The sequence below is a fragment of the Streptomyces sp. NPDC005799 genome (assembly GCF_040630525.1).
Classification (GTDB): Bacteria; Actinomycetota; Actinomycetes; order Streptomycetales; family Streptomycetaceae; genus Streptomyces; species Streptomyces griseorubiginosus_B.
This window is the reverse complement of record NZ_JBEXXQ010000047.1, coordinates 16,481-30,076: the sequence shown is the minus strand read 5'-3', so window position 1 is coordinate 30,076 and position 13,596 is coordinate 16,481. Positions and strand designations below refer to the sequence as shown.

Annotated in this window: 13 protein-coding genes; 7 read left to right on the top strand and 6 right to left on the bottom strand. The window is 73.1% G+C overall.

Annotated features, from left to right (window positions below; translation table 11 throughout):
• Positions 1-125 precede the first annotated feature (125 nt).
• Positions 126-503 (bottom strand): STAS domain-containing protein, encoded by a 378-nt coding sequence (locus tag ABZ453_RS36270; RefSeq protein WP_133045966.1) that lies wholly within the window; start codon positions 501-503, stop codon positions 126-128.
• A 239-nt stretch (positions 504-742) separates the two neighbouring features.
• Here ABZ453_RS36270 and ABZ453_RS36265 point away from each other — a divergent pair, with 239 nt between their 5' ends.
• Both ABZ453_RS36265 and ABZ453_RS36260 read left to right on the top strand, forming a co-directional pair.
• A complete protein-coding gene (locus ABZ453_RS36265) occupies positions 743-1,669 on the top strand; it encodes an RNA polymerase sigma factor SigF (RefSeq protein WP_359021881.1) in 927 nt (308 codons plus the stop codon).
• A gap of 201 nt (positions 1,670-1,870) precedes the next feature.
• The gene (locus ABZ453_RS36260) at positions 1,871-3,400 is read left to right on the top strand and encodes an RICIN domain-containing protein (RefSeq protein WP_359021879.1); all 1,530 of its coding nucleotides are present in this window, start codon (positions 1,871-1,873) and stop codon (positions 3,398-3,400) included.
• Here ABZ453_RS36260 and hutI read toward each other — a convergent pair whose 3' ends face one another.
• From hutI to hutU, 4 genes are all read right to left on the bottom strand, one after another.
• Positions 3,401-4,588, bottom strand: coding sequence for an imidazolonepropionase (hutI, locus tag ABZ453_RS36255; RefSeq protein ID WP_359021877.1), 1,188 nt, complete (start codon positions 4,586-4,588; stop codon positions 3,401-3,403).
• Positions 4,589-4,608: 20 nt separating this feature from the next.
• On the bottom strand, positions 4,609-5,949 hold the full coding sequence (locus ABZ453_RS36250) for a formimidoylglutamate deiminase (protein WP_359021954.1): 1,341 nt from the start codon (positions 5,947-5,949) through the stop codon (positions 4,609-4,611).
• Complete coding sequence (locus ABZ453_RS36245; protein ID WP_359021952.1) at positions 5,940-7,142, bottom strand: allantoate amidohydrolase; 1,203 nt, start codon at positions 7,140-7,142, stop codon at positions 5,940-5,942. The genes ABZ453_RS36250 and ABZ453_RS36245 overlap by 10 nt, the downstream gene beginning before the upstream one ends.
• A 65-nt stretch (positions 7,143-7,207) precedes the next feature.
• Positions 7,208-8,872: a urocanate hydratase gene (gene hutU / locus ABZ453_RS36240; RefSeq protein WP_359021875.1), complete on the bottom strand. Its 1,665-nt coding sequence runs from the start codon at positions 8,870-8,872 to the stop codon at positions 7,208-7,210.
• A gap of 163 nt (positions 8,873-9,035) precedes the next feature.
• Here hutU and ABZ453_RS36235 point away from each other — a divergent pair, with 163 nt between their 5' ends.
• The 5 genes from ABZ453_RS36235 (at position 9,036) to ABZ453_RS36215 (ending at position 12,909) form a co-directional block, all read left to right on the top strand.
• Positions 9,036-10,412, top strand: coding sequence for a diaminopimelate decarboxylase (locus ABZ453_RS36235; RefSeq protein ID WP_359021873.1), 1,377 nt, complete (start codon positions 9,036-9,038; stop codon positions 10,410-10,412).
• Positions 10,413-10,581: 169 nt separating this feature from the next.
• Positions 10,582-10,989, top strand: a complete 408-nt coding sequence (locus tag ABZ453_RS36230) for a hypothetical protein (RefSeq protein ID WP_208781072.1) — start codon at positions 10,582-10,584, stop codon at positions 10,987-10,989.
• Entirely contained in the window at positions 10,986-11,966 is a 981-nt protein-coding gene (locus ABZ453_RS36225) for a transcriptional regulator (protein WP_359021871.1), read from the top strand. The genes ABZ453_RS36230 and ABZ453_RS36225 overlap by 4 nt, the downstream gene beginning before the upstream one ends.
• Positions 11,967-11,979: 13 nt before the next feature.
• Positions 11,980-12,480, top strand: coding sequence for a roadblock/LC7 domain-containing protein (locus ABZ453_RS36220; protein ID WP_356768710.1), 501 nt, complete (start codon positions 11,980-11,982; stop codon positions 12,478-12,480).
• Positions 12,481-12,534: 54 nt separating this feature from the next.
• Positions 12,535-12,909, top strand: a complete 375-nt coding sequence (locus ABZ453_RS36215) for a hypothetical protein (protein WP_359021869.1) — start codon at positions 12,535-12,537, stop codon at positions 12,907-12,909.
• Positions 12,910-12,928: 19 nt separating this feature from the next.
• On the opposite strand, the gene ABZ453_RS36210 is transcribed toward ABZ453_RS36215, so the two are convergent.
• A complete protein-coding gene (locus ABZ453_RS36210; RefSeq protein ID WP_359021868.1) occupies positions 12,929-13,513 on the bottom strand; it encodes a hypothetical protein in 585 nt (194 codons plus the stop codon).
• Between the last annotated feature and the right edge of the window lie 83 nt (positions 13,514-13,596).

The window sequence follows — 13,596 nt, the reverse complement described above, 5'->3', positions numbered from 1 at the left end:
CCTGCCCGACCGAACCGGCAGAACACCCCCTGATTCGGCACGGAAGGCGTGACGCCCGGAAAGTGCCGGTCACCGAGGGGTGAGCGGGGCACACCGCCGGCCGGGCGGCCGGTTTTGGGCCCCACTCAGCCGGCTTCGCCGGAAAGGGCGGCCTCGAGGGTGTCATGGACGCTGAAGACCGCGTCCGCCCCGGTGATCTCGAAGACCCGGGCCACCACCGGCAGCATCGCGGCCAGGTGCACCCCGCCCCCGGCGGCCTCCGCCTTCAGGCGGGCCCCGAGCAGCACGTTGAGCCCGGTGGAGTCACAGAACTCCAGCCGTGAACAGTCCACGACCAGCCGACTGAATCCCTTGTCGAGGCAGTCCTCGAGCGGCTCACGCAACAAATCGGCCGTATGGTGATCCAACTCACCGGCCGGGGTCACGACGGCACTGGAGCCCTCTTCCCTGACCTCCACCAGTAGCCGGCCAGACTGTGCGCTGCCGACCGTCCCGCGGTCCATGCCGTCTCTCTCTCCCGACGTCGAGGCTGCTGACTGACGCCCTCGAACACTACGCCTTCTCCACACTCTCCGACACCCGAACAACCACCCGCAAACGGACATAACCGCACGTAGCGCACTTGCGGCGGGTGTCGTAAAGCGGGTAGGGCTAGTAGAGATACGTAACCGACACGGCCGGCTTTGGAGGCGCCGCACACCGCAGTGCACGGACTGGCTTCGGCAGCCATATGCCGAGAACGATGGAGGACATCATGTCACCCCGGCTCGACGCATCGCATACCCAGCAGGCGACGTCGGCACCCCCTCCGGAACATCTGGATCCCATCGAGACCATCCATCACGATGACAGCGGCGAGGACCTGCTCGCCGGTCTTCCGGAGATTCCCCCCTACGACGAGGTGGGGCCCGTCGACGCACGAGCCCTGTCCAAGACCCTCTTCGAGCGGCTGGAGTCCCTCGAGGAAGGGACGTACGAATACTCGTACGTCCGCAACACCCTGGTCGAGCTCAACCTCGCGCTCGTCAAGTTCGCCGCCTCCCGCTTCCGCTCCCGCAGCGAGCCGATGGAGGACATCATCCAGGTCGGCACCATCGGCCTGATCAAAGCCATCGACCGCTTCGAACTCTCACGCGGCGTGGAGTTCCCGACTTTCGCGATGCCAACCATCGTCGGCGAGATCAAGCGTTTCTTCCGCGACACCTCGTGGTCCGTGCGCGTCCCGCGCCGGCTTCAGGAGCTGCGGCTCGACCTGGCGAAGGCCGGCGACGAGCTGGCCCAGAAGCTGGACCGGGCGCCCACCGTGGCGGAGCTGGCCGAGCGGCTGGGTCTGACCCGGGACGAGGTCGTGGAGGGCATGGCCGCCTCCAACGCGTACACCGCCTCCTCGCTGGACGCCCAGCCGGAGGAGGACGACGCCGAGGGCGCGCTCGCCGACCGGATCGGCTACGAGGACCACGGGATCGAGGGCATCGAGTACGTCGAGTCGCTCAAGCCGCTGATCGCCGAACTTCCCGCCCGGGACCGGCAGATCCTCTCGCTGCGCTTCGTGGCCGGCCTGACCCAGTCGGAGATAGGGGACGAGCTCGGCATCTCGCAGATGCATGTGTCCCGGCTGCTGTCGCGGACGCTGGTGCGGTTGCGCAAGGGGCTGACGATCGAGGAATGAGGGTCCCGCAGGACGGGTGAGTCCGGGACCCGAAGCCGCCTTCGTGAGTGCGGTGCGCCGACGGGTGCGCCGCACCAGGCGTTTCTCCGGTTACCCCCAGGAACCCCTTTCCGGAGGTTCCCTTCCACCACTATGGTCACCCCCCAAACTGGCCGGTTAGTCAGGACCGGCACGCGTGGCGAGGGGCCGAGGAGGCGGTGGATGGCTCGGGCCGGCGGGACCGACAAGGATGTCGAGACCGGGGAACTTGCTCATACGGGGGCGTCCGACGCACGGCTGACCGAGCTGCTGCGCGCCGACACCGCGAGCGCCTTCCAGGCGCTGCAGGAGCTGCGCGCCCGGCACCGTCCGCGGGTGCTGCGCTACGCCCGGCTGTGCACCACGAGCGAGTCGGCGGCCCGTCAGCTGGCGGCGCAGGCGTTCACCCTGGCCGCCCGGGAGACGGCCCGCGGCATCGACCCGGGCGGGCCCTGGCGCCACCAACTGCTGCTGCTGACCTCCCGGCTGGCGGCGGCCTGGGCGATGGACGACCGGGCGGGCGGCCTGGACGCCGGGCTCCTGCTGGTCCTCAACACGGCGGGCCCCGGCGGCCCCGTGCCGCCGATGCTGGCCGCCTTCCAGAGCCTGCCGTCCCGGACGCAGGGCCTGGTCTGGTACCGCGTGGTGGAGGAGCAGCCGGCGGCCGCGACGGCGGAGTTCCTCGGCGTCACCCCCGAGGACGTGGCCTACGGCACCGACCCGGCGCTCCAGCAGCTGGCGCAGACGTGCCTGCGGGCCCGGCTGGCGGCCTCCGACGACCCCCAGTGCGCCGACTTCCGCCGGCTGATCGAGGAGTCGGTACGGCCGGACAGCCCCCGCGACAGCGCCGACCTGCACGCCCACATGGCCCACTGCGCCCACTGCACGACCGCCCACGAGGAGCTGTCGGCGCTGCGCGACTCGCCGCGCAGCGCGCTGGCGGAAGGGCTGCTGCCGTGGGCGGGCACGGCGTACGCGACCGACGAGGACGCGCCCCGCCGCCCGGGCTCCCGCGCCGCCTCGCCGCCCTGGCCCCGCTCCCGGCGCTACTTGCTGGCCTCGGCCGCCCTGGGCGTGGCCCTCGCGCCGCTGCTGGTGTTCCTGCTCACCCGCGGTTCGCCCTCGGCGCCCGCCCGGCAGTCGGCGGGGGCGGGGGGCACCCCGACGACCGCGCCGCAGGTCACGGTGACGGCGACGGTCTCGACGACGCCGTCGGCGTCGGCCTCGCCGAGCGCCAAGTCCCCGTCCCCCACGAAGAGTTCCGCGCCGCCTGCGTCACCGAGGCCGACCTCCTCCCCCGCCCACGCCCCGAACGGCACCTACGCCCAGGTCGTGAACGTCTCCACGGGCCGCTGCCTGGACATCCTCGACGGCGAGCTGTCCAACGGCACCGACGTGGTGACGGCACCCTGCACCGGGTCCGCCACCCAGCGCTGGCGGGTCGACACCGCCCGCGGGGTCGTGCAGTCGTACGCCGACTCCGGCTTCTGCCTGGACAGCCGGGGCGACGTGGACAAGGGCGTCGGCATCTGGGAGTGCGACTCCCTCGACGGCGACCACGGCGACAACCTCCGCTTCACCGTCGACTCCGACGGCGTGATCCGCCCGGCCATCGCCATCGAGACGGGCCTCACCCCGGCCGGCGGGGACGGGGTGTCCCTGGCACCGCTGAACGGGGGCGCGGGGCAGCGGTGGCGGGCGGGGGCGTCCTGATCAGTCCGGCCGGGAGTACCGCCGGACGCCCTCGCGCCACACCTCGCTGACCAGCGGCACGCCCGGGCGGTAGGCCAGGTGGACATGGCTCGGGGCGTCGAGGACGAGCAGGTCCGCCCGGGCGCCGGGGGCCAGACGGCCGATGTCGTCCCGGCGCAGGGCCGCAGCGCCGCCCGCCGTGGCCGACCAGACGGCCTCGTCGGGGGTCATGCCCATGTCCCGTACGGCGAGGGCGACACAGAACGGCACGGACGAGGTGAAGGACGAGCCCGGGTTGCAGTCGGTGGAGAGGGCGACCGTGACGCCCGCGTCCAGCAGACGCCGGGCGTCCGGCCACGCGGCGCGCGTGGAGAACTCGGCGCCGGGCAGCAGCGTGGCGACCGTGTCGCCGTTCGCCAGGGCGTCCACGTCCGCGTCGGTGAGGTGGGTGCAGTGGTCGGCGCTGGCCGCGTCCAGTTCGACGGCGAGCTGGACGCCGGGACCGTGGGAGAGCTGGTTGGCGTGGATGCGCGGGGTCAGGCCCCTGGCCCTGCCCGCGGTGAGGATCGCGCGCGCCTGGTCGCCGTCGAAGGCGCCCTTCTCGCAGAAGACGTCGATCCAACGGGCGTACGGGGCACAGGCGTCGAGCATCTCGCCGGTGACCAGGGCGACATAGGCGGCCGGGTCGTCGGCGAAGTCCGGGGAGACGATGTGGGCGCCGAGGTAGGTGACCTCGTCGGTGTGCGCGGCGGCGATGCGCAGGGCACGGGCCTCGTCGGCGACGGTCAGGCCGTAGCCGGACTTGGTCTCGAAGGTGGTGGTGCCCTGGCGGAGGGCCTCGGCGAGGTAGCGGGTGAGGTTGGCCTCCAGCTCCTCGTCCGTGGCGGCCCGGGTGGCGGCGACGGTGGTGCGGATGCCGCCGGCGGTGTAGCTCCGGCCGGACATGCGGGCGTTGAACTCCTGGGTGCGGTCGCCCGCGAAGACCAGGTGGGAGTGCGAGTCCACGAAGCCCGGGATCACCGCCCGGCCGCCGGCGTCGACCCGATTGTCAGTGGCGGGTGCTTTGCTTGACTCACCGGTCCACACGACCCGGTCGCCCTCCATGACGACGGCCGCGTCCTGGACCAGACCGAGAGGGGATCCGTCACCCAGGGAGGGGGAGTTGGTGACCAGCGTGGCGATGTTGGTGATGACGGTGCTGCTGCTCATGGCGTCCTCGTGGGTGGTCGTCAGGCGCGGAGGGCTTCGACCGCCCGCGCGAGTGCTTGCGGCACATCCGGTACGAGGGTGTGCGCCCCGTCGCGTACGACGTGCCGTCCGCCCACGATCGTGTGCCGTACGTCCGCTGCCGTCGCCGCGAATACGGCCGTCTCGGCGCCGAGCCTGGGCAGCGGGCCCGCTGTCCTGACCGAGTCCAGCGCGATCGTCGTGAGGTCGGCGAGCGCGCCCTCCTCGATCGTCCCCGCCTCGTCCCAGCCGAGGGCCGCGTGACCGTCGGCGGAGGCGGCGCGCAGCAGGGCCGCCGCCGTCCAGTGGCCCCGGGCGCGCGTGCGCAGGCGCTCGTTGAGCTCCATCGCGCGTGCCTCTTCGAGCAGGTCGACGACGGCGTGGCTGTCGGAGCCGAGGGAGAGCGGGGAGCCCTGCTTCTGGAGCTCCACGGCCGGGCCGATGCCGTCGGCGAGGTCCCGCTCCGTGGTCGGGCACATGCAGGTGCCGGTGCCGCTGCCGCCGATGAGGGCGATGTCCTCGTCGGTGAGATGGGTGTTGTGGACACCGGTGGTGCGCGGGCCGAGGACTCCGTGGTCGGCGAGCAGCCGGGTCGGTGTGCAGCCGTGGGCGGCCTGGCAGGCGTCGTTCTCGGCGGTCTGCTCGGACAGGTGCACATGGAGCGGCGCCCGCCGCTCCTCGGCCCAGCGCGCCACCGTCGCCAACTGCCCGGCGGGCACGGCCCGTACGGAGTGGACGGAGGCCCCGATCCGTGCGTGATCGCGTTCCTTGAGAAGTGAACAGCGTTCGGCCCAGGCCTCCGCATGGCCGTCGGAGAAGCGCAGCTGGTGGGTGTTGGGCGCCTCGCCGAAGCCGGAGGAGAGGTAGGCGGTGTCGAGGAGGGTGATGCGGATACCGGCCTCGGCTGCGGCCGCGACGAGCGCCTCGCCCATCGCGTTGGGCTCGGCGTAGGGGGTGCCGCCGGGGGCGTGGTGGACGTAGTGGAACTCGCCGACGGCGGTGATGCCGGCCAGGGCCATCTCGGCGTACACGGCGCGCGCGAGGGCGTGGTAGGTCTCCGGGGTCAGCCGGTCGGCGACGGAGTACATGACCTCGCGCCAGGTCCAGAAGGTGCCGGAGCCGACCTGGACGGTGCCGCGCAGGGCCCGGTGGAAGGCGTGCGAGTGGGCGTTGGCGAGTCCGGGGAGGGTCAGTCCGCGCAGGATCTCGGCTCCGGGGGGCGGGCTCGCGACCTCCGTGCGGACGGTGGTGATGCGGCCGCTGTCGATGCCGAGGGCGACGCCCGGCTCGACGTGGGTGTCGAGCCAGGCGTGCTCCAGCCAGTACGTCTGCGTCACGTGCAGGCCAGTCCTTCCAGTACGTCGGCGAGTGCGAGCACCCCGGCCACGCAGTCGTCCTCGGCCGCGTACTCGGCCGGGGAGTGCGAGACGCCGGTGGGGTTGCGCACGAACAGCATGGCGGTCGGGATGCGTCCGGAGAGGATCCCGGCGTCGTGTCCGGCACCGGTACCCAGGACGGGCACCCTCAGGTCCGTGTCCTTGCCGAGGATCCGGGCGAGTTCGTCGCGCAGGGCGTGGTCGAACTCGACGACGGGCGTGAAGGACTCCCGGACGACGTCGAGGTCGATGCCGTGCGCCTCGGCGTAGGAGCGGGCGGCGTTCTCGATGCCGCCGACGACGGTGTCGAGGGTGGCCTGGTCCTCGGCCCGGGAGTCGAGCCAGCCGCGCACCAGGGAGGGGATGGCGTTGACGCCGTTCGGCTCGACCGCGATCTTGCCGAAGGTGGCGACGGCACCGGCGAGTTCCGCCTCGCGCCGGGCGGCGATGACCGTCTCGGCGTACGACAGCATCGGGTCGCGCCGGTCCACCAGCCGTGTCGTACCGGCGTGGTTGGCCTCGCCCCGGAAGTCGAACCGCCAGCGTCCGTGCGGCCAGATGGCGCTGGCGATGCCGACCCGGTCGCCGGACAGGTCCAGCGCGCGGCCTTGCTCGACGTGCAGCTCGACGAACGCGCCGATGCGGCCGAGCCGCTCGGCGTCGGCGCCGATGCCCTCCGGGTCGTACCCGGCGGCCTCCATGGCCCGGGGCAGGCTGATGCCGTCCCCGTCGGTCAGCCGGTGCGCCTGTTCGACGGTGAGCTCCCCGGCGGTGAGCCGGGACCCGACACAGGCCAGCCCGAACCGGGCGCCCTCCTCGTCACCGAAGTTGACGACGGCGAGGGGCCTGGTGAACTCCACTTCCCTGCGGCGGAGTTCGTCCAGGGCGGCGAGGGAGGACACGACCCCGAGAGGTCCGTCGAAGGCGCCGCCGTCGGGCACGGAGTCCAGATGGGAACCGGTGACGACGGCGTCCCCCGCGGTGGGGTCACCGAGCCAGGCCCACTGGTTCCCGTTCCGGTCGACCTCGTACGTGAGCCCGCGCGCCTCGACGTGCGCCCTGAACCACTCCCGGCACTCGAGGTCCGCCCCGCTCCAGGCGAACCGCCGGTAGCCGCGGGACTCGGGGTGCCGCCCGATGGGAAGCAGCTCGCGCCACATCTCCTGGAAGGACTCCGCGCCCGGCGACGAGACCTCGGCGCCCACCGGAGAGTTGCCGCCTTGCTTCACGCCGGGTCACCCTCGCGCATCGGCACCCGCACGCCCCGCTCGTCCGCCACCGACTCGGCGATGTCGTAGCCCGCGTCGACGTGCCGGATGACGCCCATGCCGGGGTCGTTGGTCAGCACGCGGCGGATCTTCTCGCCGCCGAGCTTCGTGCCGTCGGCCACCGTCACCTGGCCGGCGTGGATGGAGCGGCCCATGCCGACGCCGCCGCCGTGGTGGATGGAGACCCAGGACGCACCCGAGGCCACGTTGACCATGGCGTTCAGCAGCGGCCAGTCGGCGATCGCGTCGGAGCCGTCGAGCATGGCCTCGGTCTCCCGGTAGGGGGAGGCGACGGAGCCGCAGTCGAGGTGGTCGCGCCCGATCGCCAGCGGAGCCGCCAGCTCGCCGGAGGCCACCATGTCGTTGAACCGCTCGCCCGCCTTGTCCCGCTCGCCGTAGCCGAGCCAGCAGATGCGCGCGGGCAGGCCCTGGAAGTGGACCCGCTCGCCGGCCATCTTGATCCAGCGGGCCAGGGACTCGTTCTCCGGGAAGAGGTCCAGGATCGCCTTGTCGGTCTTGGCGATGTCGGCCGGGTCGCCGGACAGCGCGGCCCAGCGGAAGGGGCCCTTGCCCTCGCAGAACAGCGGGCGGATGTAGGCGGGGACGAAGCCCGGGAAGGCGAACGCACGCTCGTATCCGGCGAGTTGGGCCTCGCCCCGGATGGAGTTGCCGTAGTCGAAGACCTCGGCGCCGGCGTCCATGAAGCCGACCATGGCCTCGACGTGCCGGGCCATGGACTCGCGGGCCCGGGTCGTGAAGCCGGCCGGGTCCTTGGCCGCCGCGTCCGCCATGTCCTCGAAGTCGGTGCCCAGCGGCAGGTAGGCCAGCGGGTCGTGGGCCGAGGTCTGGTCGGTGACGATGTCGATGGGGGCGCCCATGGCGAGCAGCTGCGGGACGAGCTCGGCCGCGTTGCCGAGGACGCCGATGGACAGCGGACGGCGGGCGTCGCGGGCCTCGGTCGCCAGCTGGAGGGCGTGGTCGAGGGAGTCGGCCCGGACGTCGAGGTAGCGGTGCTCGATGCGGCGGTCGATGGCGCGCGGGTCGCAGTCGATGCAGATGGCGACGCCGTCGTTCATGGTGACCGCGAGGGGCTGGGCGCCGCCCATGCCGCCGAGGCCGGCGGTGAGGGTGATGGTCCCGACGAGGGTGCCGCCGAACTTCTTCGCGGCGACGGCGGCGAAGGTCTCGTAGGTGCCCTGGAGGATGCCCTGGGTGCCGATGTAGATCCAGGAACCGGCGGTCATCTGGCCGTACATGGTCAGGCCCAGGGCCTCCAGGCGGCGGAACTCCTCCCAGTTGGCCCAGTCGCCGACCAGGTTGGAGTTGGCGATGAGGACGCGCGGAGCCCACTCGTGGGTCTGCATCACGCCGACCGGGCGGCCGGACTGGACCAGCATGGTCTCGTCCTGCTTGAGCGTCCTCAGCGTGCGGACCATGGCGTCGAAGGAGCGCCAGTCGCGGGCGGCCTTGCCGGTGCCGCCGTAGACGACGAGCTTGTCCGGGTGTTCGGCGACCTCGGGGTCGAGGTTGTTCTGCAGCATCCGCAGGGCGGCCTCCTGCTGCCATCCCAGGGCGCTCAGTTCCGTACCGCGCGGCGCTCGTACGGGGCGGGGTCCTGACATGGTCTGCCTCCTAGCGGATTGCTCCCGGTGAACTGTTACTGCGGTTATTCACATCCTGACTTCCTGAATAGAACTAGTCAATACCTTCGCGGGCCAGCATCGGCCCGCCGGAGGTGTTTGGCTGGGACCGCACGGACGTGGACGACGGAGAACGGGGGACGACGTGGAGGGCAGGCACGGGGACGAAGTCGGGGCCGGGCGTGCGGCACGGCGGGACGAGGCGGTGCGGGCCGCCGTGGAGCGGGGGCTGCTCGGGCCGGACGCTCCCATCGTCGGCCTGCTGGACGTCGAGGGCATCCGGGAGTCGGCCGCGGAGCTGCGGGCGGCGTTCGACGCGGTCGTGGCGCCCGGCACGCCCGTGCTGCACGCCTTCGCGGTGAAGGCGACCCCGCTGGTGCCGGTGCTGCGGCTGCTGTACGAGGAGGGCCTGGGCGCCGAGGTGGCGAGCCCGGGCGAACTGGCGCTGGCGCGGGCCGCGGGAGTGCCGCCGAGCTTGACGGTCCTGGACTCGCCCGCGAAGACGCCGGCCGAGCTGCGCGAGGCGCTGGCGCTGGGCATCGCCGTCAACGCCGACAACCCGCAGGAGCTCGGCCGCATCGACGCCCTCATGCGGTCCGCCGACAGCCGTTCCCCGCTCGGCATCCGGGTGAACCCGCAGGTCGGCGGCGGGTCGATCGCGGCGACCTCGACCGCGACGGCCACCTCGAAGTTCGGGGTGGCGCTGCGCGACGAAGGGGCGCGGGAGTGGGTGGTGCGCGCGTACGCCGAGCGGCCGTGGCTGACGCGGCTGCACGCGCACACCGGCTCCCAGGGCATCCCGCTGTCGCTGATGGCGCAGGGCGTGGGCGAGGCGTACGCGCTCGCGGAGGAGATCAACCGGCGGCTGGGACGGCGGCAGATCGACACCCTCGACATCGGCGGCGGACTGCCGGTCGACTTCGGTTCGGACGCGGCGACGCCGACGTACGCCCAGTACGCGCGACTGCTGGAGGAGACGGTGCCGGGGCTGTTCGACGGGCGGTACGGGCTGGTGACCGAGTTCGGGCGGTCGCTGCTGGCCAAGCACGGGACGGTGGTGGCCCGCGTCGAGTACGCCAAGAGCGCGGGCGGGCGGCCGGTCGCGGTGACGCACGCGGGCGTGCAGGTGGCGACGCGGACGGTGTACGTACCGGGGTCGTGGCCGCTGCGGATCGCCGCCTACGACGCCAAGGGGCGACCGAAGGAGGGGCCGCAGGTGGTGCAGGACATCGCCGGACCGGCGTGCTTCGCGGGCGACCTGCTGGCCGAGGGGCGGGCGCTGCCGCTGCTGGAGCAGGGGGACTACGCGGCGGCGCTGGACACGGGCGCGTACTACTTCGCGCACCACTACGCGTACAACTCCCTCGCCCGGCCCGCCATTCACGGCTTCGCTCCGGACGGGTCCGGGGGCATCGGTTTCGCGGTCGTGCGCGAGGCGCAGACCCCGGCCGAGATCGTCGCCGAGTCGGGAGGGGCGCACGCCCGCGCGCTCACCACCCTGCGCACCCCGGGCCGCCGTTGACACGCTACGGCGGACATGCAGGTCAACCCGTGTGAAAACAGGGTCAGTCGACCTACCTTAGCCGCCCGCAGCATGTTCCACCGGAAAATGCCCGATCGCTCACCCGTCGCGCACACGTTGCGTAGTTTCGGCGTCACTCAGCCGAACCCCAGGCGGGAGGGGAACCGCGGTGCCCGGAATCGACGAGTGTCTGCTGGAAGCCATGCGACTGCCCGGTGCCCGAGGCGCCGCGCTGATCGACTGGACGAGCGGGCTGGCCCTGGGCACCGTGGGCGAGTCCCCGGGCGGTGACCAGGAGACGGCCGCGGCGGAGGCCGCCGAGATCGCCCGGCTGGCCGCCGAGCAGCACGCCTTCGCACCGGACGACGATCCGGAGGCACCGGCGGCCGCCGACACGGAGCTGCCGGTGGAGGACCTCATCGTCAGCAACCGGGACAGCTATCACGTGCTCAGGTTCGTGGGCTCGTCCTTCGACGGCAGCGTCTTTCTGCACCTGTGGCTGGCGCGCGCGGAGGGCAATCTGGCGCTGGCCCGTATCCGGCTGGGCGAGATGGCGGAACGGCTGGTGCTGGCATGACGGTCGTCCGGACCACCGAACCCCCACGGCTGCCCGTGCGGGACAAGGCGGCCGCCGGCGCGCGGGGCTGGGGCGGGGTCTCGCCGATGCTGACCCGGCTCGCCGCCGAGCGGGCCACCGGTGTCCTGGTCCGCGAGCACGGCACGCTGCACCTCGCCGAGGGCCTGGTCGTCCAGGCCGAGAGCCGGCACGCGCCCGGGCTCGGCGCCCTGCTCACCGCGCACGGCACGCTCGCCCCGGAGGCCTGGCACCAGGCGGTCAACGAGGCCGCCGACCACCACCGCGTCGGCCGCCATCTGGTCGACGCCGGTCATCTCCCGCTCGGCGCCCTGGAGTTGTGCCATCTGGCGGCGCTGTACGACGCGGCGTACTTCGTCCTGGCCCCGAGCAGCACTCCGCCCCGCTTCCGTTACGGGCCCGTCCACTGGCTCGGTTCCGTCCGCCCGGTGCCGGTGGAGGCGCTGGAGCGCGAGACGCTGCGCCGCCGTGACGTCCTGCACCGCATCTGGCCCCACCCCGGCATGGACGGCATCCCGCTGGCCCGGACGCACCTGCCGGGCACGCCCGCGCTCACCCGCCGTCAGCTCGCGGTCCTGGAGCTGGTCGACGGCGTCCGCACGGCCACGGACATAGCGCGCGCGCTGGGCCACCTGGCCTTCCACACCCTGGTGGACGTGCGGCGGCTGACGGCGGCCGGGGTCGTGACCACCGCCGCCCCGGCTCGCGTCCAGCCACCGCCGGGCGGCACCCGCGACGCCTCGGACCGCGGGCAGCCGCCGCCACCCCCCGACCAGCCCCCGACGGGCCACGCCCAACTGCCCGGCCGGGGCCGGCCACCGCAGGGCCGTGGGCAGCCGCACCGGCCGGACCCGGCCGGTGCGGACGGCTACGCACCGCCCGTCCCCGCCGAACCGCTGCCGCCCGATCCCCACATCACCTTGCTGAAGAGGCTCAGAGATGCGCTGGAGGCCCTTTGAGAGGAGTCACCGGATGGCCGCCGACCCCCACATCCTGGACGAGCTGCGCCGGCTGAGGGCCCGGGTCCCGCAGCTCACCGGCGCGCTCGCGACCGGCCCCGACGGAGCCGTCCTCGCCCAGGACACCCCGGGCGTCGACCCCAGGGCCACGGCCGCGCTCACCGTCCAGGCGCACGCGGCCGCATCCGAGCTCGCGGACGCCACGGGCCAGGGGGAGTTCCGCGAGCTGCTGGTGCGCGGCGTGTACGGCTACGCGGCGACCTTCGCGGCGGGCGGCGCCCCCACGGCCGTACTGACCCTGCTCGCCCAGGACCGGGTGAACGTGGGCCGGCTGCTGCTGGAGGGGCGCCGGGCGGCGGCCCGGGTCGCCGAGCTCCTCGACAGCCGTACGGCGGCGGCGAACCGGGCCGCACCGGCCAAGCAGCCGGCCAAACCGGCCGCCAGGACGGCGGCCGCACGAACCAGAACCCCGCGCGCGGCACGCACCACGACCAACGCGCGCACCACCGAATAGTCGACCCGAATGGTCGACACAGTCGAGAAGACAAGGGAACGAGGAATCACAACCATGGCCAACACCGAGACCACGCTGAAAGAGTGCCTCGCCTCCATCGAGGGCGCGACCGGCGTCGCGCTCGTCGACTACACCAGCGGCATGGCGCTCGGCACGCTGGGCGGCGGCAAGACCTTCGACCTGAACGTGGCCGCCGCCGGCAACACCGACGTCGTCCGCGCCAAGATGCGCACGATGGAGCACCTGGGCCTGAAGGGCCAGATCGAGGACATCCTGATCACGCTGTCCGACCAGTACCACCTGATCCGCCTGATCAGCGGCCGGGGCGGCAACGGCCTGTTCATCTACCTGGTCCTGGACGCCAAGCGGGCCAACCTGGCGATGGCCCGCCACCAGCTGCGGAAGATCGAGGAGGACCTGGAGGTCTGACCCTCCCCCGCCGATCCGGCTAGACGAGCGCCGCGGTGCGGCGACGCGCCCCGCCCGGGGCCGCGTCGCCGGCCGCGATGCCCGTGCTGCGGTAGGCCTTGACCGCCTTGCCGGCCGGGCGGCCGCCGTTGCCGGCGAGCCAGTCGACACGGACCCACAGCAGCGCGTCCTCGGCCCGCTCGCGCCGCCCCAGCCAGGCCGCCTTCAGCCGCAGCCCGGTGCCGGCACCGGCGAGCAGCATGCCGCCCGCGGTCGGCACGACGAACGAGGCGGCCAGCGCCACCACGAACGCCAGCAGCAGCCACCAGCGGTGCCCGCGCCGCCAGGTGCGCACACTCACCGCCCGGTCCTGCAGCACGTCGTGCTTGCCGGCGCGGACCGCCGAGCGGGCGAGGGCCACGTAGCGCCTGCGGCGGGTGTACGACATCACGGCCGCCGCGACGAGGAACAGCGCCGCCCCGGCCATCACCCCGATCCGCCGCCCCGTGACGCCCGGCAGCAGCACCCCGACACCGGCCGCGAACACCCCGGCCCACCACAGCGGCGCGGCCCCGGCCCGTACGACGACAGCCACCCGAGCCAGTCCCAGACCTCCGCGTGCCACGTTCCGCCTCCTCGTCGTCCTGGCACAGTCCTGTGGGGCCGAAGGCTAACGAGCGAATCTGAGACGACTGTGAAAACGCGCTC